This window comes from Novosphingobium sp. KA1, from assembly GCF_017309955.1.
Lineage (GTDB): Bacteria > Pseudomonadota > Alphaproteobacteria > Sphingomonadales > Sphingomonadaceae > Novosphingobium.
Genome location: NZ_CP021247.1, coordinates 1,812,025 through 1,835,462, shown reverse-complemented (window position 1 = coordinate 1,835,462; position 23,438 = coordinate 1,812,025). Strand labels below are relative to the sequence as shown.

Genomic DNA, 23,438 nt, shown 5'->3' with positions numbered 1-23,438 from the left:
CTCAAGCCTCTCCCGGCATCAGCGTGAACAGGCCGATGACATCCGGCGGCAATACGGCCTCCACAGTGACCCGGGAAGCGGACCCGGACGCAATGCGAAGGCGGGCGTGATCCTCCATCAGCTCCTGCCCTCGCGATTGGACGAACTCGGCGATCGGCCCTTCGAGCAGGTCAGGCAGTTCCTCCTTGGCCTTGGCGATGAATCTGTCCCGCGCGATGGGCGCAAGATCGGCCGTCGCGGGCGCGTTCAGCAGTTCGCGCGCTTCTTCGCCGATAGCCACGATCCGCGCGCCCTGCACCGCGACGAGCGCCGCTTCCTCTGCCAGCAACAGCCGTTCCTTGCGGGCATGGACAGTCAGCTTGAAGCGGATGCGCAGGAGCGCGAGGCGGGTGACTTGCTGGACGGTGGCGGTCGGCCACGCGCCGACACGACCGATGCCCAGCCCGGACAAAGATTCCCGGTCAAGTGAGGCTTCGACCAGCGCCTCGGCGAGTGTCGCCGTCAGCGGGTGCGTTCGGGTGAGCAGCGCCGTGCCCGAGGGTGCAGGCTCCATCGTCGCCAGGCGCACCGTTCCTTTCAGATCATGTTCGGCCAAACGCCCACGCAGGTCGGCATCGAGAGCGTCGACATGGGCCAGAAGCACGGCTTTGCGGGTTTCCAACTGCGCGCCGAAGCGCGACATGGCGCGCTCGACAAATAGGCGCGCATTTGCTGGTGAGCCAAGCAACGCGCGAACCTTTTCCCATTCGGGTGCGACTTCTTGCGGCTTCATGACGTTCTGCGCGAAACGCGCCCGCGATTTCCGCTCGTTCTCGGAAGCGTCCCGCCAGCGCGCTTCCACCGCTTTCACGCTATCCTCGAAGCGAAGATCGAGCGTGAGCTGGGGACTCCCTCGGCGGCGCAGCATCATCGCCGCCATCAATGCGTCCGTCACCGGCCCGCGTTCCTCTGGGAGTGGCACGGTCACGCCAGTTGCCTTGCGGATTTCCTCGGCCTTCCGAAGGATGACCTCAAGCACGGCGCCATCGATGGCACTGTCCGGCGAAAACATCATGATCGACCGGACAAGGTCCACCGGCTGCCCGAACCGATCGACTCGCCCTTCGCGCTGCTGGTGCCGGGTCGGATTCCACGACAGGTCGTAGTGGACGACAGTGTCGAAGAGCTGTTGGAGGTTGATCCCTTCGGAGAGGCAATCGGTGGCGACAAGGATGCGCTGGACCGGCTTTTCCTCGCCCGTCGCCGCCATGTCGGCGACACGATCACGACGCTCGTCCGGTGTGAGAATACCCGTTACGGACTCGATGGTGAGCTTCGGAAAGGCTTTACGCAGACCATCGCGTACATGCTCGGCCGTCGCCAGATAACGGCAGAAGACGACGGGATTTGCGCCCTTCTTGATGAGAGGCGTCAGCGTCTCGATCAAAGCCGCCAGCTTCGGATCGGCTTTTCCTACCAATTCCTCGGCGTGCCTTACCAGCGCGAGAAGCGCAGGATCGACCTCGAATGCCGTGCCTGGTTCGAGATCGACCGCGTCCTCATCATCTCCGTCCTCGTCATAGATTTGAGGTTCGAGGCGATCGCTTTCGCTCGACATGCGGTTCCGCAACGCGCTCAAGGCAGCGGCTGGAGAAGAGCCGACGCAGCGCATCAGGGCCAGTGTGCCCCAGAAGGCGAGGCGCTGCTCACGCTGCCCCGATCCCGCCTTGGAGACGACACCGAAGCAGTAATCAAGGACGGCCTCTTGAAAGTCGCGATGAGCACCGGACAGGTGATAGGCAAACTCGGTGGTTTCATGTTTCGGGAATGCGCGATCCTCATCCCAATCGCCGGTAACGAGATCGATCCTGCGCCTTTGCACGAAATGGCGCGCCAGACGCTCGCGATATCGCGTGTCCTCGAAGTCCATTGAGGCAAATGACGGATCGATCAGGGAAAGGAGACGAGCGAACGCCTCCTCGTCCCCGGAATGCGGCGTCGCGGTCAGAAGGATCATCCTGCGATCCGGATTCCGCGCCAGACCCTGCAAGAGATCGAAGCGCTGCTGCCGGCCCTTGTGCGTTCCGACGCAGGCGTGAGCCTCATCGACGATGACGAAATCCGGGCAGGCGCGCGCGAAGCCTTCGCGGCGTTTCTCCGCCTTGATGTAGTCGAGGCTGACGACCGTGAAAGGATAAGCCTCAAATAGAGTCTGGGCGAGCGGTAGACCACGTTCAAGACGGCTTGCGGTGCTGGACGTGACCGCAACGGCGTCAATGCCGAAACGGGCCTTCAGCTCTCCGATCCATTGTTCGACGAGGTGCGGTGGGCAAAGCACCGAGAACGCATCCACCTCGCCTCGGTCCATCAGCTCGCGCAGAATCAGGCCCGCTTCGATCGTCTTGCCGATGCCCACATCATCGGCGATCAGCAAGCGCGGCGCCACCATGCGAAGTGCCATCAGCAGGGGGACAAGCTGATAGGTTCGCGGCTCAAAGGCGAGCTGGGCTGCCGACCTGAAAGGGCCTGCGCCACGGCGAAGCGTCAGGCGCATCGCATCCGCCAGTAATGCCGCTTTGGCCTGAACGGTCGTGGCCGCATCTGCGGGGAGATCGAAACGGGCCGGCTCGACCGGTAGAAGTTCGAGCGTCGGGTCGAGAACAACGGTATCGCTGCTGCTACCGGAAAGGGGGCGGAGCGTGAGGACGCCGTTCTGCGGTGACGGAAGTGTAACCCACTCACGGCCGCGTGCTCGAACCAAATCTCCCGGGGCAAAATTCACTGTCATCACTCTATTCCCCGAACATCGAACGCATTGCGTCGGGCACGCCCACAGTGACGACTTGCGGTAACTCAAACAGCGTCCAGCCCTTGGCCTCCGCAGTTTGGCGTGTTGCTTCCGTCAAGGGAACAATGCAAGCGGCGACGAAATGGCTGCGCCATGCAAAACTCATTTCCTGATCGGAAAATTTCATGGTGGAGCTATCCGGGGCAGGAAGTCCCGCCGCTTTGAAGGTGTCCACCCATTCCCCACTTTCTGCTGGCTGATCCGCCGCCAGTACAACCTGGCCCCGCGCGAGATCGACCAGCATCTGCTTGGCTTCCTCATGGGTGCGGTTGATCAACTCGTGATCGGGTTGATTGAAATAGGACAGCAGACATCGGTAGCAGCCCCGGACACATGATTCCTCATCGTGATTGACGAGCAGCTTGGCATTGCCTGCTGCGATGGCCTCATCGACCCTATCAAAATGCATCAAGATCAGTGCTGCCCGAGCGACTTTCCCGAGCGCCTGGGAATCCTCGATCAGACGGCTCAGTACGCCTGCCCCGCCTTCCGTGGCTTCATAGGCCAGGACAGCGCGGCGATTGTCGCGAGCGGGGAGCGGCTCACCGAGTATCTCGCCTTCCTCCAACTGGAAGACAATCTCGACGCCTCTCATGAGTGCATGTTGGACCGTCGCAATGGTCTCGGGCGCGTAGTCGGCAGGATTGTTGAAACGGAACAGCAGCGCGTTCTTACGGTCACGCACGATCGGGACGATCCGAACCGGCCTCACCACATCCGGCGGCACATCGACATCGGGATCTTCGTCGTCCGACTTTGCCCAATAGCCGCTACGCGGATCGATGTGAAAGCCGAAGACGGTTTGATTGGCGCGTCGTTTCAGACCCTTGTTGATACGGCTGATCTCGGCGCTGTTCGCATATTGGAGATTGAGGATCGAGACGTCCTCACAGCGGAAGTCGGCCTCGATAACTTGCGTGCGACCGTCCCGTTTCGGCCAGGAAAAGACGGTCTGTATGTCGAAGCCCTGCCGGACACGCTCTTCGTCGTTCGCCGTGATCCGCTCGGCCGGGGCCGCTTCCACATTGTCGATGCGGAGCGTTCTCTGTACCGGCACTTCGCCCGCCATCGGCGCATTGCAGGCGTGGCACCGTTCAACCTCTCCGTCATGGCAGGCGCCGCAGTTCGAACATATAAAGATGTCTTTCGTGGCCAGTTCAGCCCCATCCCCCGTCCGGACTTCCGGCGGCAGCTTCGCCTTCATGACTCGATAGGCACGCCCCTCATGATAGATCAGGCTGCGTGGCCCAAATTCCGAAATGGCCAGGAAACGAGCGCGCTGGAGGAATGAACCCGCTTTGCCCTCGCCAGGGATAAAGGCATAGAGAGGTAGGCGCGGGAAATTGTAGCCCGGTAAGAAGCCCTCGGTCGCAAGATAGCGGTAGGAATAGAAGTCCGATCCGTTCGAGGCCTTGCCTTGTTCCAGAATGGTGATCTGGTCGCTCGCCTGCATCTGCGCCGCTTTGATACGACGACGATCTGCGCCGGAAAGCCCCGTGATCTCGGAGCGCGCATTGGCTTCCATCAATTGCGTTCGAGCAGAATTGTAGAGTTCGCGCCAACGGTCGAAGGCACGATCAAAGTCCTCGGGCGCACGTTGAGCGACAGCAGACACGAAATCGTCGGGATCATTCATCCAAGCTGGCTTTCGGCCATCCACGGATGCAAGAATTTGATCAAGTACTCGCTTCATCGGCGCATGGGCCGCCGCAGCGAGTGCGGGCGGATCGATGATGTCGTGGACTTCCTGCTTCAACGGATAGCCGGTCCCTGTCAGATCAAGGATTTCTGGGATATCCGGTGAGAGGGCGAGTTTCGCCTCAGCGAGCCAAATGGCGTGCAGGTGTGAACGCACAAGCTCTTCGTTTGTGATGTCGAGCGCAGGGGGGCGAACGACACCGGCCACCATCTCATTGCGCCGTTCGAAGAAATACTGGTCATGCGGCGATTGAGCAGCGCAATAGGTCACGATGACGGCGGCCTGTCCGGAACGGCCGGCGCGACCAGCGCGCTGCGCATAGTTCGCCGGCGTCGGCGGCACATTGCGCAAATAGACGGCATTGAGCGCCGAAATATCGACGCCAAGCTCCATGGTCGGAGAGCAGAAGAGAGCTGGAAGGAACTGGTCTGACTCCCCCACCGCCTTGAGTTCGGCGGCGTACTGGGCGAGGTTTTCCCGGTCTTCCTTTTCGTATCTGAAACGCCATTCGCGCCATTCGCGCTGTCTTTGAGAAACCTGCGCCGTATGTTCACGACCCTCAAGCCCCCAAAAGCCGCTTCCACCAGCTTTCAGATCAGCGGCAATCTGATGATACAGATCGTGGAAATAGCGATTTCCTTTGGCCGTGCCAGACCGGACGGCCTCACCAGGGACAATCCGAACGGTCGATGGTGACAGGCGCCATCCTTGCAAGTCCGCCTCTATGTCAACCCGCGACACCAGCCCCTCGCGGGCCAAAAGCTCCATCAGGCCAGTCAAGACCGTCAGATAGTCGTCTCTGCCAAGCTTTTCTCCGAAAAAGTCCCTGCGATTAATCAGGCGTCCGATACGGGAATTATGCCCGGCACGAACGATCGTTTGCTCTTCCCGGAGCCCCACCCGATCCTTGCCCGGAGCCTGAAGAAACAGGGTCGTACGGCTCCTTGGGTTTTCCTTCGCGTCGATGGACCAGGGTGTGCGCAGGAGATTTCTGGATTTCTGTGCGACGGTGTCGAGGACTGTTAGATCGAGCGCCTCGGTTCCCACTGCCAAGCCGTCGAGCATGGCGCCCAGAAGCGTTTTCAGCATTTCTTTCCGCTGCGAAACGCTCTGAGTGGTCAAAGCTGGCAGGATTGCCCCGAGGCATTCTGAATCCTCCGCGACCTCATCAAGGCCGATGAACGAAACATCGATTAGCTTGAGGACGGAGAGACTCGGGTTCGTGTAGCGCCATCCGCGCCGCAAATCTGTCCAGAGTCTGTGAGCCAGGACCTTTGCGAGGGATCGCTGCGCGTCTTCGCGAACCACGGCTCCAGCTTCTGCATCCAACATCCAATGGATGCGGGCCTCCCTGTTACTCGCGGTAAAGCCGAGCGCCTTGACCACTTTCAGACCAAATTCGTCTTCCGTTATCCCATCATTACCAGCATCCAAGACCGCGCGTAGGATCGCGCCACGTAGTAGGCTGACGAACAGGAAGTCGTTGAAATGGCCTGCCTGAAGCGCGGCATCCTGCCGGTTGTCGGTGAAGCCAAGGAGCTTTCGCTTTTCTTTGGGAACGCCGCTATTGTGGCTGTTCATCCATTCCAGAGCCGTCGAAACAAGCAGAGTCGTGGCAGAGCTGCGTCCTTCGCCCGACAGGCCCGCAAGCTTGCTGCGTTCTCTCATGCTCGGGTGAGGCTGATCGAGGCAGCAGGGACAAAAGCCGAATTTGCCGGGGATGAACCAGAAGGCTTTGCCCGTTAACGCGGGGCGGCCATCGGGGGCGACCGAGAACTGTTGCGGCACTCGTCCCTTTCTGTTCGCCCGCAGGCGCTCAATCCCGTGACGCTCTTCGCGCCAATCTTCGGGATAGGTTTCGATCTCGCCCGTGAAGATGTAGTCGGGATCGCCGTCGCCGTCAGGGATAAGATAGCCGGCCGTCTCAGTTTCCTGATCGTCGAGGGGGGCGTCGTCGATGTTTCTGGGAACGAATAGAACGCCTGAGGCATCATCCGTTCTGGTGACAACGTGAACCTCATGCCCACACCCCCGGCAGAAGCGCGTAGGATAAAGACGATGTCCCGGCGCGTCAGGGTCTTCGAGTTGCCCCTCAAAGAGCACGTTTCTGGGCTTCTCGGTCAATGTGACGAAGATTTCGCCTGCGCCCGATATGAACTGATGAAGCTTGAATGCCAGAAACGCGCTGGCTCCCTGACCGCCTCGATCAGTTTCCGGCAGGCTAATACGGGTCAGAAATGCCTCAAAATAATGCCGGCAGGTTTCCGCCTCCGTGCCGCTATCTTGTGATAGAAGTTCCACCGCTTCCCCGAATGGAATTGGCTTCTTGCGCTTCAGTTCCAGACCATCATCCAAACCGATCGCCAATTCCGTCCAAACCGCCAAGGGGTGCTGCTTCAACACCTCGTCGGTCAACTCATCGGGCATTGGTGATGTAAGCACGGAAGTCAGTTTCGAACGCACGTCATCCAGCTTCAGCCGGTCATCCGTTGCGCGTTCCAGAGATTCATCGATTACAGAGTCCGGTCCGATGGTGACTCCGAAAAGGCGGGACGCAACATCTGCTACGGCCTGGGCTCTATTTGCGTCCGACCCTTCGCTCGCCATGGTAGCCGATGTGCCGATGCAGATTGGCGCCTTATCCGGTGTGCAGCGATTGCGGAGGCGTCGGACGAGAACGGCCACGTCGGCGCCCTGACGGCCCCGATAGGTGTGGAGTTCGTCGAGGACGATGAAGTCTAGGCCGCTTGCGTTCTCAATGACCTTCGTGTCGAGACTGTCCTGTCGCGTCAGGAGAAGTTCGGCCATCATAAAGTTGGTGAGCAGAATATCCGGCGGATTGTCGGCGATCTGCTGCCGCTCTTCCTGGCTTTCCTGCCCTGTATAGCGCCGCACAACCGGTTTGGATTCCTTCGGAAGCCCGGATTGCGAGATGAACTTCTCGATCTCGTTCATCTGACTATTGGCAAGTGCGTTCATCGGATAAACGATGATCGCACTGGTCTTGCGAGGCTTCCCGGCTTTCCGCGCACGGACAATCGAGTCGACAACCGGCACGAAAAAGCAGAGCGATTTACCCGACCCTGTTCCTGTCGTGACTACGTAGCTTTTCCCCGCGCGAGCTTTGGCGATCGCTTGGGCTTGGTGGCGGTGAAATCGTAGCGGTGTTGACCCGAATCGGAATATTTTGCCCGTCGCTTCATCGAGGTCGCCGGAAGCGACTAGTTCGTCCGCCGTCGCTCCCTTAAGAAAGCGAGGATTAATAGACAGCAAAGTATCGGGCCAGAAATGGCCGTTGTCATATTTCCTATCAATTTCAGCTTTCAGATCATCGGATCGGACAGTGCTAAATGACCGCGAGAAGCGAGCGTATGAATCGATAAGCCTATGATTGAACTGAAAAGCTTTCATGGGCCGAGATGCTCCACCAAAACGCTTAATATATATTGATTCTTGACAGACTTTCCGAACGCTGACTGTCGCAAGAGCATTGGTTGCCGGATTTTTTGCGCTTCCTGCTTTTCGCGAATTTTCATGCCGCGGCGCTCCACAAACATGACAGAGGCGCTGCCACCAGCTTGTCGCCGAACGGCACAACGTCCGCGCTGTCGTAGAGGACCACACCAAAGGCGAAGCGATCTCCGCAGGCCTCGGCCAAGGCACGCAACCCTCCGAAATCACCGGCTTTGACAGTGGCGCTGGCCTTCACCTCGATTCCGACGATCATGCCGTCGTCGCGTTCCAGCACGATGTCGACCTCACGCATGTCGCGATCCCGGAAATGATGCGGCGTTACCCGCAAATCCGAGGCACTCATCAGCTTCAGCACCTCCGAGAACACGAAGCTCTCCAGAAGCGCGCCAAATGTCGCGCGATCGGCCTTCACCCTGTCGAATGTCAGACCACGAACAGTCGCTAACAGGCCGGAATCGAGGAAGTGCAGCTTGGGTGTCTTGGCGATACGCTTCAGGGCATTGGTGAACCAAGGTTGCACCGTTGCGACCAGAAAGACTTGTTCGAGTAGCCCAACATAGCGCTGTCCGGTCTTATGGGTGACGCCGATCCCGGCTGCGAACTGAGAATAATTGACCAACTGGCCTGAGTGCTCCGCCAGAAGCCGCACGAATTTCGGCAGCTCGGTCAGTTTCTCCACATCGGCAATATCGCGCAGGTCGCGCGTGAGAATCGACGTGAGATAGGAGCGCAGCCAGTCTTGGCGCCGCCGCTCGGTTTCACGGCTGATCGCTTCGGGAAAGCCCCCTAGAAGGACAAGTTGGACCAGATCGTCACCGACGATGGCGTTCCGCTGACTCTGGAGCTTGCCCTCAAAGAGCCGTTCGAGAAATGTGGGTGTCCGGCCTTCGACTTCGGACTTGGCCAGCGGCAACATCTGGATAGTTTCCATCCGTCCGGCCAGACTGTCCGCGATCCGTGGCAGGGTCAGGACGTTCGCTGATCCCGTCAGCAGGAATCGTCCTGGCCGATAATCCTCATCGACCGTCTTCTTTATGGCCAGTAGTAGGTCAGGGGCGCGCTGGATTTCGTCGATGATGGCTTGATCCAGCCCACGGATGAAACCGGCCGGATCGGATTGCGCGGCTGCGAGAGCCGTCTGATCATCCAGGGTAATATATGTTCGACCAGTCTCGCCCATCTTGCGGACGAGCGTGGTCTTGCCGGCACGGCGCGGCCCCACGATCAGGACCACGGGCGTATCCGCGAGGGCCTCTTCCGCCCGCCGTTCTACAAACCGTTCGTACATGCCAGCTCCAAGACTCAGCAGATTGAGACTATCTACCTCGGCAAATTGGGAGTCAATGGCCCGCAAATTGGTAACGCAAAGGTCGCGATCAGGGAAAGAGGCTTTCCGGCGCCCGTCATGGAGATTTCCCATGAATGGGCAAGCACTCAAAACCCGCCGCGAAGCCCGCGGAGATCAGAATTTGCCGTTTTCAGGTTTTGCAGCTTTGCACATCCTGATCCAGCTTTATGCCCGGCGCCCGCTGGCGCTCATGCCGAGCGGGTTGCTTGGGGGCGCCGCCCCCTGGCGCGGCGCAAGGGATCGCTAACGCTCGACCGGGACGGTATCCCCAGCCTTCCTCCACGTCGTTCCTCCGTTCTGTGCAGGCTGGGTGATCCCCCTCCGTCCCGCCCGCCCTTGCTCCTTGCACCCCCCGGTCTCGGCGACGGCCAGGGTTGCAGCGCAGCGCTGCGCTCCAACCCAAGCCAATGAGGATCAAGAATATGACCAACACCATCGAAACGACCGCCACGGCTTCCGAAGTCCCCGCCGCCGAAAACGGCGCGGTGCTGTTCGTGCCGCTGAACAAGTTGAAGAAGTCGCCCCGCAACGCCCGCAAGACCCCGCACAGCGAAGCCCATATCGAAGCGCTGTCGGCCAGCATTGCGGCGAAGGGTATGCTGCAAAATCTGGTGGTGGAGCCGGAGACGAACGCGGAGGGCGAACCGACCGGCAGCTATTTCGTGACCATCGGAGAAGGCCGCAGGCTCGCGCAGTTGCTGCGCGTGAAGCGCAAGCAGATCAAGAAGACGGAAGGCATCCGCTGCGTACTGGACACCGAGAATGACGCTGCGGAAATCAGCCTTGACGAGAACGTCACCCGCGAGGCGATGCACCCTGCCGATCAGTTCGAGCGGTTCCGGGAGTTGGCGGATAATCGCGGATGGGGCGCGGAAGAGATCGCCGCCCGGTTCGGGGTTTCTGCCTATGTCGTGAAGCAGCGGCTTCGCCTTGGCGCTGTCAGCCCGAAGCTGATGCAGGTCTATCGGGATGACGGCTTGTCGCTGGATCAGTTGATGGCCTTCGCCATCACCGAGGATCATGACCGGCAGGAACTGGTTTTCAATAACCTGTCGTGGAACCGCGAACCCGCGACGATCCGGCGTGATCTGACCAAGGCGAACGTGGAGGCGACCGAACGGCGGGCGCGTTTCGTCGGGGCGGACGCCTATGCGGAGGCAGGCGGCACGATCATCCGCGACCTCTTCACCGAGGATCGGGGCGGCTATTTCGAGGATGCCGCGTTGCTCGACCGGCTTGTCATCGGAAAGCTGGAAGACATCGCCGCCGAGGTGCAGGCCGCAGAAGGATGGAAGTGGACCGCCGCTCACATCGACTATCCCCATGCCCACGGCTTGCGCCGCAGCTATCCGCATCCGGTGGATTTGTCGGAGGAAGATGCCGCCGCCTATGACGCCGCGCAGGAGGAATTGGAGCGCCTGTCGGCAGAATGGCAGAACGCGGACGTGGACCTTCCCGACGAGGTGGATCAGCGGCTGGCGGAGCTTGAAGCCGAGATCGAGCGGATTGACGCCAAGCGCCACGCCTATGACGCCGATGAGATCGCGCGCGGCGGCGTGTTCGTCATCCTCAACCATGACGGCACGGCCCGGATCGAGCGTGGTTTCATCCGCGCCGAGGACGAAGCACCGGAACCGGAGGAAGCGGAAAGCGCCACCTATGAAGTGGATGGCGTGATGGTCAACGAGGATGGGGTGATCGTCGGGGACGAGGGGAACGAGGACGAGCGGTCAGATTCCGCGCTCGAGACCGAGGAAGAGGAAGCCGGGGATGCGGGAAAGCCGCTGTCGGACCTTCTCATCCGCGATCTGACCGCCCATCGCACCCTTGGCCTGCGCCTCGCCCTTGGCGAGCAGCCGGATACGGCGCTTGTCGCCGTGGTTCACGCGCTGGCGGCGCAGACCTTCTATCGCGGCGGGGAAGCGTCCTGCCTCGAAATCCGGTTGAGCAGCGCCTATCTCGCCTCCCATGCGGACGGCATCGAGGACACGCCCGCCGCGAAGGCGTTGGCGGATCGTCATGCCGAATGGGCATCGGATATGCCCCGCGACGTAGCGGACCTGTGGGCCTTCGTCGCCGGTCTGGACCATGTGAGCCTCATGGCCTTGCTCGCGCATTGCGCATCGCTGACCATCAATGCGGTCAGGGTTCAGTGGGAGCAGAAGCCGAACGCGCGCGCGACGGCGGAAAAGCTGGCGACGGCGACGATGCTGGACATGACGGCGCACTGGACCCCGACCGGCCAGACCTATTTTGGTCGCGTCACCAAGGCGCATATCCTCGCCGCCGTGCGGGAAGCCGTCAGCGATGAGGCCGCCGAGCGGATCGCGGGATTGAAGAAGCCGGAGATGGTGCAGGCCGCCGAACAGCTTCTGGCCGGAACCGGCTGGCTGCCGACCGTGCTGCGCACCGCGCGGCCTGCCGCCGAGCCGGAGGCCGACGCCTACCTACAAGCCGCTGAGTGAGGACCGGGCCGGGATCGTGCAAGTGGTCCCGGCCATCCTGTTTTCCACCCTCAGAAAAATCGCGGTCGCGCGAGGATCGACCCCGCGCGACCGATCCGATGACCGTGGCCGTCATCGGTTCAGGAGGACCGTGCGATGATTGTGCTCATGTTGATGACCGTCGCGCTGGTCGCCGGTCTATGTGTCCTGGCCTATACACTCGCCGTCTATGCGCTGCCCTTCATGCTCGGCGTGGAGGTGGCGCGTTGCGCCTATGCCTCCGGCTCCGGCCTGATCGGCGCGGGCTCGGTCGGGCTGGTGGCGGGGGCTGCCGCCTATGGTCTGCTGATCGTCCTGTTCATGGTCGTGCGCCCGCCGATCCTGCGTCTTGCCATCGCGTTTGTTTTCGCAGCGCCTGCCGCAGTTGCGGGCTATGCACTGGTTCACGGCATCACGCGCGAGGCCGTGCCTTCCGAGGTCTGGCGCACGATCTTCTGCCTGATCGGCGGCGGCGGGACCGGGGCGTCGGCGCTGATGCGGCTGGTAGCCAAAGCAGAACCGATTCATCGTAGATGACGAAGTGCGCTATGATTTGTGCCATCATTGCTTGAGCTTACGTCGAATGAAAGAATCATCCTGTGCTGAAGAGTGTGTCCGACCTTGCCAAGCCAGACCCTTATTTTTCAGGGGACGCCGGATTTATCGGCTGCACGCTTCAAGACCTTCATAGGGATATGCGCGCGTTCGAGCTTCCCGTTTCGCTTCCTGATTCCGTCCGACGATCTCATGACGCCATTCGGCACGCCTATATCTATGCCTATTTCTCGTATGATCTTTTGACCTTGGCGGCGAGCCAGACGTTTCCCTGCCTTGAATTGGCTCTACGCGAACGGATCGGCCATCAATTTGCTGGCCGAGTAAACAGCAAGGGACGACCTCGCCCGGCCATGCTCGACGAGTTGCTGAAATCGGCTAAAGAGCAAAATCTAATTTCAGCGGAGATCGAATATCTCAGCAAAATGCGAAATATGTTCGCGCATGGAAGTGATACCATACTGAACCCGCCCTTGTTTCTGACGACATTCGAGATCGTCACAGACATCATCCGGGAACTGTATCCCAGTCAGCAGGTGTGATTGCTCTGCATTGGTGCATCAGTTTGGGCGTTGCCCTTCGGGCCGCGCTCTCGGCTGCGCCGGAACCACGCCCAGGGTCGCGTTTCCGCCATTCGGCATCGATCGCTAACGCAAGAAGCGGCTACGGATCGCGTGAAGCCCCGCAACAACGGGAACGATGTCTTGCCGCGGTCTCCGGGGCGGCGGACTCAGTTTTTGCGAACCCCGCCCTTTCCATCGCCCGCAATAGCGAATCACGCTTGGAGCGACGGTCCATCCCGCATTGCCGTGTGATAGTGAGACCGGACGGGGGTGCCCAATTCAGCAGTTCCAAACTCGTTGGCGTCCGCAATCCTTGACGCATGGCCGCAACCGTCGCCAGCGCCGATAGGAGAAGCCAGCCTTGTTCAGGAACAGCGTAGACCATGACGGAGATGCCATCCGCAGGTTCATCGCGTAACAGGGGCCGAGATCGCATCATCGTTTCTCTGCCGTTCTGCAGGGGCGCACCTACGGCGTCCTCGAAAGGCATGGGTCTGACCGAAGACCGGCTTCGCCTCGATCATCCTCCCGCAACGTCCATCACCGGCTTTTTTCCGCCACGCGCGAGCGCGCTTTGCATCGCGAAGCAAAAAGGCCGGCGTCAGCCGTCCTCCACTTCGTTCCGGCCCTGTGGGTGCGGGCTGATCGCCTCCGGTCTCACGACCGCCATCGAGGTCGCGATAGGCGCGGTCCGAGGAACGGAGACACGACAATGGCAACCATCGGCACCTTCACCAAGACTGCGAACGGCGACATCACCGGCACGGTCAAGACCCTGACCCTCAACGTCAAGGCTAAGTTCGTCCCGGCCGAAGGCGAAAGCGAGCGCGGCCCCGACTATCGGATCTTCGCCGGCGCCACCGAGTTCGGCGCGGCCTGGAAGAAGACCGCCCGCGAAACCGGCCGCGAATATCTCTCGGTCAAGCTGGACGATCCGAGCTTCCCGGCCCCGATCTACGCCAGCCTGGTCGAAGACGAAGGCGGCGAGGCCCACAACCTCATCTGGTCCCGCCGCTCCGGAGACTGAGCCCGGACACCTCCGAAGCCCCGCTCACCTGAGCGGGGCTTCGTCATGCTTGTCCGCGCCTTCAAGAGAATACAGCAATCAGGATACACGGTTTTCAGGTTTTGCAGCTTTGCACGTCCTGATCCAGCTTTATGCCCGTCTCCCGCTACCGCTCACGCCGGGCGGGTTGCTTGGGGGTCTCCCCCTGGCGCGGCGCAAGGGATCGCTGACGCTCGGCAGGGACGGTATCCCCAGCCTTCCTCCACGTCGTTCCTCCGTTCCGTGCAGGCCGGGCGATCCCCCTCCGTCCCTGCCGCCCTTGCTCCTTGCACCCCCCGGTCTCGGCGACGGCCAGGGTTGCAGCGCAGCGCTGCGCTCCAACCCAAGCCAAGCCAATGAGGATCAAGACCATGACCTATCGTCTCGCTACCCAGTTCGGCCGCAACTCTCACCAGATCAGCGGGCGTGAAGCCCTCGACAACGAAACCCTTTACCGTCACGTCCCGTCCATCTTCGCCCGCGAAGCCCATGACAGCCGCTCGGAGCGTTATGTTTACGTTCCCACCATCGAGATCGTGGAGGGGCTGCGCCGGGAAGGATGGTTCCCGTTCTTCGCCGTGCAGGCGGTGCCGCGTGACGGCGAGCGCATGGGCCATGCCAAGCACATGCTGCGCCTGCGCCGGGATGGCGGTATCGGCAAGCAGGAGGCGGCAGAAGTCATCATCGTCAATTCGCATGACGGGACGAGCGCTTATCAGATGTTTGCGGGCGTACTGCGTTTCGTCTGCACCAACAGCATGATTGCGGGCGAGCGGTTCGAGGAAGTCCGCGTCCCCCACAAGGGCGGGATACAGGATCAGATCATCGAGGGCGTCTATACCGTGGCGGAGGATTTCCCGCGCCTGATCGACGCTACGGAAGACATGAAGGACACGCGGCTTTCGTCCGACGAGCAGCGCGTGTTGGCCGAGGCGAGCCTTGTCGCCCGCTATGGTGAGGACGAAAGCCCGGTTCGCCCGGACCAGATCATTGCCCCGCGCCGTCGCGAGGATGTCGGGCAAAGCCTGTGGCAGACCTTCAACGTCATTCAGGAAAACCTTATCCGCGGCGGGGTCGAGGGACGCCGCCAGACTTCGGACGGGCGTATCCGCCGCAGCCGGACCCGCGCCATCAACGGCATCGACCAGAATGTCGGCCTCAATCGCGCCCTTTGGACGCTGGCCGAGGGAATGCAGCGCCTCAAAACCGCCTGATCGCAGAGACGTAGAGCCGCCAATCCGGCTCTACGTCTTCCTGCCATTCCGCAACATCGGTTTTCCGATTTTGCGCCGATCCGCTTTGGCGGATCAGCGGGCTTGCTGCGCAAAATGCGGCTCGCCGGGCTGGCCCGGCTCGCCAAGCTATATCCGTTATGGCAGTAAAGCATTTACCATTTTTGATGTGTTTTCAAGATCATGGTATCTTGAAACAGTATCTGCAAAATCCATCCAGAGTTGTTCAGTCTTCACCTCTCTTGCGCTTGAGATGAGCGTAGATATGAGGTGACGCCATGCCGAGTTCTGACTGGCGCGCACCGGCAGCCTATGCACATGCAGATCATATTTCTGCTGCCGGTTTTGCCTGGGAATATCTTCGACGCGACGAAGATTATCGTCGTGATTTTCGCCGGACAAAGGCGATCAGGTCAGAAAATCCAAATGCTCGGATCGCATTTTCCGAGCGCTGGGGGTTGCGATTTCGCGACCGACCCGGATCAACCCGCCGATCGCGCACGGCCGTTCTGGCTGCCGTCACTGCTGCCTGACGCTTTCGAGCTGCGTTCTTCGCCCGGCGACGAAGCCGATCCTGCCGCGATGCCGGTCGATCTGGCTGCGTTGCCCGGTCTCGATCTCCGCAGCGCCGTGGACGGTGCATCGCATGGTCTTTGGCATTCGGGCGATCTGACACATCAGTTCTGGCTCGCAGACCCGTTGCCGCGTGGACATGGCGCGTTCTGCGTGGCGCTTCCGCTCGACATGCTGCTGGAGCTACGCATTGCAGCGCTGTTACGCTTTTGGCGTGCGCTCCGCCACCGACCGCCCGGCGACTGGCGCCATGACCTTCCGCCGCAAACCCGTAGCCGGCATGTCCTCACATTGCGGGCGCTGGACGGAAAGCTCGATGGCGCCAGTTATCGGCAGATTGCCGAAGCGCTTCTCGGCTTCCACGGACGCAAGGCCGATTGGGAAAGCGACCCGCGCAAGAACCAGATTCGGCGTCTGGTCGCGGATGGTCTGCATTACATGCGCGGCGGCTATCGCGACCTGCTGCACTATCCGGTTCGCCTGCCTCCACAACGTTGATCCTCGCTCCGCCCGGATCGGATCGACCGGGGTGCCGGAATCACGACCCCCTGATTCCGGCACGCTGCAAGCCGCCGGTTCTCCGCCACGGTTCGCCATAGCCCGCTGCCGTCCTCGGTAGCCCGCTCGAACCCGACCGGAGACATAATCATGATAGACCCGAAGACGGGGCTGCCGCCCCGATACCTGCGCGCGCCCGATGCGTCCCGCTTCCTCGGCATTTCCATCCGCACGCTGGAAAAGCACCGCACCTACGGCACCGGCCCCACCTACCGCAAAATAGGCGGGCGGATCGTCTATTCCGTCGATGATCTTCAGGCATGGACCGAGGACGGCATCCGCAAATCCGCGTCCGAGAAGACCGCCACCCGCGTTTTCCCGGCCCGTCCGCTAACGCCTGCCGAAAAGGCGTCACGCTGAATGCCGGGCGCCGACCATCACGCCCACCGGCGCCTGGGAGAGCGCAGCGAACGCGAACGGCTCGATCCCTTCGTGGTCGCCACTGGCGATGCCAGCCCCCGCGATCAGCGCGATCTCATGGAGCGGCCGTTCTTCTCGCTCTCCAAGGCCAAGCGCATCGCCCCGATCCTCTATGAATCCGGCGGGCAGCGCGTCGAAGTCTTCGGGATGCCGGAACACGGCATGGCGACCATCTGGGACGCCGACGTACTCATCTGGGCAGCCAGCCAGATCGTCCAGGCCGAGAACCACGGCCTGCGCACGTCGCGCTTCCTGCGCTTCACGCCCTACCAGCTCTTGCAGGCGATCGGTCGCGCCACTGGCGCGCGCGAATATCGCCTGCTGAAGGGCGCGCTCGCCCGGCTTCAATCGACCGTGATCCGCACCACCATCCGCCCCGTCGAGCATTGGCGACGGCATCAGTTCTCGTGGATCAACGAATGGGAGGAACTGACCACCCGCGACGGCCGCGTCGAGGGCATGGAGTTTGTCCTGCCCGACTGGTTCTATCGCGGCGTCATCGACCGTTCGCTGGTCCTGACCATCGACCCGCTCTATTTCCGGCTGACTGGCGGCATCGAACGCTGGCTCTATCGTGTCGCCCGCAAGCACGCCGGCCACCAGCAACATGGCTGGCTGTTCGAGGTCGCCCATCTTCACGAGAAGTCGGGCAGCCTCGCACGCATCTCCGATTTCGCGCTCGACCTGCGTCGCATTGCCGCCCGCCAGCCGCTGCCCGGCTATCGCCTCGACATCTGGCGCGAAGGGCGACGGGAAATGATGCAAATCCGACCCTCCGGTTTGTCCACAGTGCCTGTGGATAACGGTGTGGAAGCGCTCGTGACTTCGGGCGCAAACGGTATCGGGACTTCGGGCGCAGGACTATCGGGATTTCGGGCGCACGAACCGCAGTTAAGTATCTGGCCTGAAACGCGGAATCCGACCGCTAACTTAGAGTCTAACAAAGAATCTAACTCTTCTTCTTTGACGCGCACGCACACGAGGCATGGTGCCGGTGCCACCCGGAGGGGTGCGCCATGATCGTCGCGCTCCTCAATCAGAAGGGCGGCGTCGGCAAGACCACGCTGGCGCTGAACTTGGCCGGAGAATGGGCGCGGCAGGGCAAGCGCGTCACGCTGATCGACGCGGACCCACAAGGCTCTGCGCTGGACTGGTCGCAGCAACGCGCCCGAGAGGGGCTGGCCCGCACGTTCGGCGTCGTCGGCCTGGCCCGCGACACATTGCACCGGGAAGCACCGGCGCTGGCGGGCAACGCCGATCATGTCGTCATCGACGGGCCGCCGCGCGTCGCCGCCCTGATGCGCTCGGCGCTGCTCGCTGCCGACCTGGTGCTGATCCCGGTGCAGCCATCGCCGCTCGACGGTTGGGCTTCGGCGGAAATGCTGGCGCTTATTACCGAGGCGCGCATCTACCGGCCCGAACTGATCGCGCGCTTCGTGCTCAACCGATGCGGTGCGCGCACCGTGCTCGCCCGCGAGACGGCCGAGACGCTGGCCGATCACGACCCGCCAGTGCTTGCCGCCACCATCGGACAGCGCATCGCCTTCGCCGCCGCCGCACAGTCAGGACGGCTGGTGTCCGAACTGGACGACGACACGCCCGCCGCACGCGAGATCGCGGTGCTGGCAGCGTCGATCGACGCCCTCGGTATCAAGAGGGTAGCGCCGTGAGCCAGCGTTCGCCCCGTCGCGGCTTCGCCGCCCGTCCTGCCGATCCCGAACACTGGATCAAGGCGGCGGACGCTCCGCCCCGCGATGCCGATCCAGCCAGTTTCACGGCGCGGCTCACCATCGACGTGACGCCCGAGCTGCGCGGTCGGATCAAGATCGCCGCGTTCCGGCGCGGCATCACCGTTGCCGACATGCTGCGCGATCTGCTCGCGAACGAATTTCCCCTAAACCCCGAAGGAGACCCATCATGACCAGCGCCGCGGTGCCCCGCGCGCGCGGCGGCCCCATGCCGTCCGCGTTGCCATCCGACAGCCTTACCCATGTCGAGCTGACGCATATCGAGAAGCGGATCGAGAACTGGATCAGGTTCGGCCGAGAGGTCCACGAACAGGTGCTGGACCGCCGCCGCCGTGTCTTCTCTTATCGCGCCGACAGCATCTTCGCCTTCGTCCGGTGGGCAGCCAACGACTTCGGCACCATCATCTCGCGCATCGACATCGTGCGAGCGGTGGAGGTCGGCGAACCCTATCAGACTCTGCCTTTCGTGCGCCCTGGCGGCGACATTCTGCTCAAGATCGAAGGCTGGCCCAAGGTCGAACGGGTGATCCGCCATATCGACGCGGTGGAGGCTGCCGGCATCGATGCCTGTGAGGTCGCACCCGATCATTGGCGGCATGTCGGCAATCGGATCGGCGCCGGCCATTCGCCGCGCCCCTACACAATGGAACGCCATCAGGCATGGCTCAAGCGGCGGGAGATCGAGCAATGACCCGCTTCGGCTACGTCATGGTGACGTATTTCGCGACGATGGGCGTCGCCATCGCCGCATTCATTCCGACGCCGCTGCGCCTCGTCTGGAACGCCTCGGCTAGCGTGCCGATCGGTCTCTACGACCTCGATCCGCCACGCGACCTGGCTGTCGGCGATCTGGTCGCCGTGATGCCGGAAAAGCCGCTGGCCGATTTCATGGTGGAGCGCGGCTATATCGGTCGCGACGTGCCGCTGATGAAGCGCGTCATGGGGCTTCCCGGTCAACGGGTCTGCCGCGCCGGCAACGCCGTGACCGTCGATGCGGTGCCGCTCGGCGATGCACTTGACCGCGACCGGCACGGCCGCGAACTGCCCGTCTGGCAGGGCTGCCGACGCATCGAGTGCGGCGACATCTTCCTGATGAACCCGGACGTGCGCGACAGTCTGGACGGTCGCTATTTCGGCCCGATCCCGGCGCGCACCGTCATCGGCAAAGCGACGCCGCTCTACACCGACGAAAACGGCGACGGCCGCTTCGTCTGGCGTGCGGCGACCCGCTGACAGCCGCTCCCATTCCCTCACCAACGCAATCGCAAGGAGGTTTCCATGCCGCAGATCGGCACATTCACGCGCGAGCAATCCGGCTTCACTGGCCACATCCACACCTTCACCATCTACCGTGAAGTCACCGTCGTTCCGGCCGAGCCGTCCGACGCCGAGAATGCGCCCGACTACCGCATCCACCACGGCAATGACGAAGGCCCGGAAATCGGCGCGGGCTGGAAACGCACCGGCGAGCGTGCGGGCGAATATATTGCGTTGCTGATCGACGATCCCGCTTTGCCGCAGCCGATACGCGCCAACCTGTTCCGCGACGACGACGCCGGCAGCGCCTGGTCGCTGCACTGGAGCCGCCCGCAAAAGCGCGAGGGGAAGGACTGACGCCATGCGAACCGTCAGCCCGCGTGCCTGCGCGATCCTCTTCAGATCGGTCATCCCTTTGTTCGCGGGAAAGCCGTCTCATCCCTCCGTCCCGCTCGAACGCAGGTCGGTCGGCGCGCACAGCGCAGGTCAAGGGCGGCCATTGGCCGGCGCTTTGCGCGGACCCTTGACCGCAGCGAGCACGCTGGCAGGCTGGCGTCGTAGCGGAGAAGGTGCGCCTGTCCGATGCGCGCTCCTGCTGCTGGCGGGATTGTTCACTTCCGCCATACCCGTCGCCGCCGTGGCTCAGCCCCAATCGGCGGAGCGTGCAGCAACCTCCGATCCCCATGCCGCTCATATCGCGGAAGCCTCGCAGCGCTTCGGCGTCCCGGTGGCATGGATCAGGGCGGTGCTGCGCGCCGAAAGCGCGGGCGATCCACGCGCCATCTCTTCGGCCGGCGCGATGGGGCTGATGCAGATCATGCCCGCCACATGGGCGGAACTGCGCGTCCGGCATCGTCTCGGCGGCGACGTTTACGATCCGCGCGACAACATTCTTGCTGGCACGGCCTATCTGCGCCAGCTGCACGATCGCTACGGTAGTGTCACCGCCATGCTCGCCGCATACAATGCCGGTCCCGGTCGCTATGAGGCGTCGCTTTCCGGTCGGCCATTGCCCGCTGAGACCCGCGCCTATGTCGCCGCTATCGCGCCGATCATCGACGGCGGCGCGATCGTTACGCCTGTCGCGGTCGCGTCGGCCGATCCGCTCGCATGGACGCGCGCACCCTTGTTCATCGCGCCGCCGGATCGCCATTCCGCTGCCAATCCCGTGCAGACCGAGCGCACCTCGAACGACATGCGCCCGACCGTCACCGTGCGCGATGTTTCCGCCATCGTGCCGCAGTCCGGTGGCCTCTTCGTCGCGCGGGCCAGCACCGGACCGCAGCCATGAGCATCGGAGTCAGGGGCATCGCGCGGCAGGTTTCAGTGTGCAGGGGATGGGGCTGGCGACAGTTTCATCCCTGGGCAGGAGGGGCAGAACGGAAAGGCAGGCGGGAGGGCAAGATTAAAGCGGACGGCACCCTATGGGTCCGATCCGGGGGCCAAGCCCTTGTCTGCACACGGTTTGAGGCGGCACCGTCGCCGGGCCTTCATGGTGCCGCGAGGTGCGGCAAAGCCAGCATTTCCCGCATTTCTTGCGGCACTCTTCCTCGAAATTGGCGGTTTCGGGTGGATCAGCCATGAGCACCGACGACGACAACCGCTTCCGGCCGAAGCCCGGCCGCGTGCGCTCCGACACGCCGAAGGCGGGCCAGGCCAAGAGCTTCCTCAGCAAGGTTCGGAAGATCACGCGCCAGCAGCAAGCCGCTTCCGGCCGAAGCCGGTCGGCGAAGGGCGGCGGCGCCAGTCGTGCCTCCAAGGGCAAGAACACTATCGCCTCCGGCCGGGGCGTCCAGCGCGGGCGAGGCGCGGCCTTCGTCCGCGCTCGCAACCTGTCGAACGGTTGGAGCCATCGCCAGCCCGGCAGTCGCCGCGTCATCGTCAAATCGCGATCGGTGCGCGCCGCCGGTCGCAGCGGCAAGGCCGCCGCGCATCTGCGCTATATCCAGCGCGACGGCACGTCCCGCGACGGCGAACGTGGGCAACTCTATTCAGCGGGTGAGGATCGCGCCGATGGCGATGCGTTTCTCGATCGCGGCAAGGACGATCGCCACCAGTTCCGCTTCATCGTCTCGCCCGAAGACGCTGCCGATCTCGGCGACCTCAAGGACTATACCCGCGAGCTGATGGCGCAGGTCGAAGCCGATCTTGGTACCAAGCTCGATTGGGTCGCCGTCAACCATCACAATACCGGCCATCCGCATGTCCATGTCATCGTCAACGGCCGCGACGCCTTGGGCGAGGATCTCGTCATCAACGGCGACTATCTCGCGGGCGGCATACGCGAGCGGGCGAGCGAACTGGCGACGCTGGAACTTGGTCCCGTCACCGAGATCGAGCAGCGCCGCAAGCTCATGGCAGAGATCGATCAGGACCGGTTCACCCGCATCGACCGGGCGATGATCGCGGAAAGCCAGGATCGTTTGATCGACCTGCGCCATGAACCGGACGATCTGCGCGGCCAGTCAGACCGGACCATGCGGCTGCGGCGTCTCGGCAAGCTCGGCGACATGGGCCTCGCGACCGAACCCGCTCCGGGCGTCTGGGCGTTGAGCGAACGGCTAGAGCCGACCCTGCGCGAGATGGGCGAGCGTGGCGACATCGTCCGCACCATGCAGAAGGCGCTTAGGGCCGAGGGTGCAGAACGCGATCCGATGAGCTTCGAGATTCACGATGCCGCGCCAGCGGCGCCGATCGTTGGGCGCGTCATCGACAAGCATCTTTCCGACGAGCTGGGCGAGAACCTGACGCTGGTAGTCGATGGGATCGACGGACGCACGCATCATGTCTCCGGCATCGATCCGGGCCGCGTCGAGGACGTCCGCATCGGCAGCGTCATCGAGATCGGGCCGCCCGACAGTGCAGGCCGTCCGTCCGATCGCGCCATCGCCGGGATGGCCGAGGACGGCATCTATCGGCCGAGCCGGCATCTGGAACAGGCACGGTTCGATGGCCGTGTGCCGGGTGGCGACTTTGAGGGTTTCGTCGATGCCCATGTCCGTCGCCTGGAGGCGTTGCGGCGGGCCGGGATCGCGGAGCGGATCGACGCCGATCAATGGCGCATCCCGGAAGATTTCGAGGGGCGCGCTGCTGCGCACGATGTCTGCAGGAATGCTCGTGCCAATATCCGCGTCCTTTCGACCTTCGACCTCGAACGTCAGATCGGATCGGATGGCGCGACCTGGCTCGACCGGCGGCTGGTCGGCGCGAGCGCATCCGACCTGTCGCCGGCAGGTTTCGGCGAACAGGTGCGCGAAGCGATGGAGCGTCGGCGGGAGACTCTGATCGACCGAGGCGATGCCATCCGCCAGACGGACGGCCGCATAGCTTATCGCCGCAACCTGATCGCCACGCTTCAGGAACGGGAGGTGGCCCGCACCGGTGCAGCAATGGCGGAAAAGAAGGCGATGCCGTTCCGTGCCGCCGCCGATGGCGAAACCGTCACCGGCACCTTTACCGGGACCGTGCAGCTATCGAGCGGCAAGTTCGCCATCGTCGAGAAGTCCCACGAGTTCACTCTTGTCCCGTGGCGGCCGGTCATTGACCGTCAGCTTGGACGTGAGGTGTCGGGTGTTGTCCAGAGTGGTTCGGTAACTTGGCAGTTGGGGCGACAGCGGGGATTGGGAATATAGTTTCCAATGAGGTAGCGCGATGTG

Annotated in this window: 19 protein-coding genes; 16 read left to right on the top strand and 3 right to left on the bottom strand. The window is 62.6% G+C overall.

The features are described from left to right. Position 1: 1 nt before the first annotated feature. The 3 genes from CA833_RS08980 to CA833_RS08970 form a co-directional block, all read right to left on the bottom strand. Entirely contained in the window at positions 2–2,767 is a 2,766-nt protein-coding gene (locus CA833_RS08980; protein ID WP_207079869.1) for a DEAD/DEAH box helicase, read from the bottom strand. Between the two features lie 4 nt (positions 2,768–2,771). Next, a complete protein-coding gene (locus CA833_RS08975; RefSeq protein ID WP_207079868.1) occupies positions 2,772–7,937 on the bottom strand; it encodes a DEAD/DEAH box helicase in 5,166 nt (1,721 codons plus the stop codon). Positions 7,938–8,058: 121 nt separating this feature from the next. Beyond that, positions 8,059–9,288, bottom strand: a complete 1,230-nt coding sequence (locus tag CA833_RS08970) for an ATP-binding protein (protein ID WP_207079867.1) — start codon at positions 9,286–9,288, stop codon at positions 8,059–8,061. A gap of 482 nt (positions 9,289–9,770) precedes the next feature. Here CA833_RS08970 and CA833_RS08965 point away from each other — a divergent pair, with 482 nt between their 5' ends. The 16 genes from CA833_RS08965 to CA833_RS08895 all read left to right on the top strand — a co-directional run bounded on the left by CA833_RS08965 (position 9,771) and on the right by CA833_RS08895 (position 23,414). Next, positions 9,771–11,813 carry a ParB/RepB/Spo0J family partition protein gene (locus CA833_RS08965; protein ID WP_207079866.1) on the top strand — a complete coding sequence of 681 codons (2,043 nt, stop codon included), beginning with the start codon at positions 9,771–9,773 and terminating at the stop codon, positions 11,811–11,813. 135 nt (positions 11,814–11,948) lie between these two features. Next, positions 11,949–12,368 (top strand): hypothetical protein, encoded by a 420-nt coding sequence (locus tag CA833_RS08960; protein ID WP_207079865.1) that lies wholly within the window; start codon positions 11,949–11,951, stop codon positions 12,366–12,368. Positions 12,369–12,430: 62 nt separating this feature from the next. Beyond that, entirely contained in the window at positions 12,431–12,928 is a 498-nt protein-coding gene (locus CA833_RS08955; protein WP_207079864.1) for a hypothetical protein, read from the top strand. 733 nt (positions 12,929–13,661) lie between these two features. Beyond that, positions 13,662–13,976 carry a DUF736 domain-containing protein gene (locus tag CA833_RS08950; protein WP_207079863.1) on the top strand — a complete coding sequence of 105 codons (315 nt, stop codon included), beginning with the start codon at positions 13,662–13,664 and terminating at the stop codon, positions 13,974–13,976. Between the two features lie 389 nt (positions 13,977–14,365). After that, on the top strand, positions 14,366–15,208 hold the full coding sequence (locus tag CA833_RS08945; protein ID WP_207079862.1) for a DUF932 domain-containing protein: 843 nt from the start codon (positions 14,366–14,368) through the stop codon (positions 15,206–15,208). Positions 15,209–15,504: 296 nt separating this feature from the next. Then, positions 15,505–15,759, top strand: a complete 255-nt coding sequence (locus tag CA833_RS27290) for a transcriptional regulator domain-containing protein (RefSeq protein WP_370584567.1) — start codon at positions 15,505–15,507, stop codon at positions 15,757–15,759. Further along, positions 15,653–16,297 carry a DUF2285 domain-containing protein gene (locus tag CA833_RS08940; protein ID WP_207080023.1) on the top strand — a complete coding sequence of 215 codons (645 nt, stop codon included), beginning with the start codon at positions 15,653–15,655 and terminating at the stop codon, positions 16,295–16,297. The genes CA833_RS27290 and CA833_RS08940 overlap by 107 nt, the downstream gene beginning before the upstream one ends. Positions 16,298–16,447: 150 nt before the next feature. Further along, positions 16,448–16,717, top strand: a complete 270-nt coding sequence (locus CA833_RS08935; protein ID WP_207079861.1) for an AlpA family transcriptional regulator — start codon at positions 16,448–16,450, stop codon at positions 16,715–16,717. Then, the gene (locus CA833_RS08930) at positions 16,718–17,797 is read left to right on the top strand and encodes a replication initiator protein A (RefSeq protein WP_207079860.1); all 1,080 of its coding nucleotides are present in this window, start codon (positions 16,718–16,720) and stop codon (positions 17,795–17,797) included. After that, positions 17,794–18,447: a ParA family partition ATPase gene (gene parA, locus CA833_RS08925; protein ID WP_207079859.1), complete on the top strand. Its 654-nt coding sequence runs from the start codon at positions 17,794–17,796 to the stop codon at positions 18,445–18,447. The genes CA833_RS08930 and parA overlap by 4 nt, the downstream gene beginning before the upstream one ends. Beyond that, a complete protein-coding gene (locus tag CA833_RS08920) occupies positions 18,444–18,698 on the top strand; it encodes a hypothetical protein (protein WP_207079858.1) in 255 nt (84 codons plus the stop codon). The genes parA and CA833_RS08920 overlap by 4 nt, the downstream gene beginning before the upstream one ends. Continuing rightward, positions 18,695–19,216: a DUF2840 domain-containing protein gene (locus CA833_RS08915; protein WP_207079857.1), complete on the top strand. Its 522-nt coding sequence runs from the start codon at positions 18,695–18,697 to the stop codon at positions 19,214–19,216. Before CA833_RS08920 ends, CA833_RS08915 begins: the two co-directional genes overlap by 4 nt. Then, positions 19,213–19,758: a S26 family signal peptidase gene (locus CA833_RS08910; protein WP_207079856.1), complete on the top strand. Its 546-nt coding sequence runs from the start codon at positions 19,213–19,215 to the stop codon at positions 19,756–19,758. Before CA833_RS08915 ends, CA833_RS08910 begins: the two co-directional genes overlap by 4 nt. 45 nt (positions 19,759–19,803) lie before the next feature. After that, a complete protein-coding gene (locus tag CA833_RS08905; RefSeq protein ID WP_207079855.1) occupies positions 19,804–20,139 on the top strand; it encodes a DUF736 domain-containing protein in 336 nt (111 codons plus the stop codon). 166 nt (positions 20,140–20,305) lie between these two features. After that, a complete protein-coding gene (locus CA833_RS08900) occupies positions 20,306–21,073 on the top strand; it encodes a lytic transglycosylase domain-containing protein (RefSeq protein ID WP_242526348.1) in 768 nt (255 codons plus the stop codon). Positions 21,074–21,362: 289 nt separating this feature from the next. Further along, positions 21,363–23,414: a relaxase/mobilization nuclease domain-containing protein gene (locus CA833_RS08895; protein WP_207079853.1), complete on the top strand. Its 2,052-nt coding sequence runs from the start codon at positions 21,363–21,365 to the stop codon at positions 23,412–23,414. Positions 23,415–23,438 lie beyond the last annotated feature (24 nt).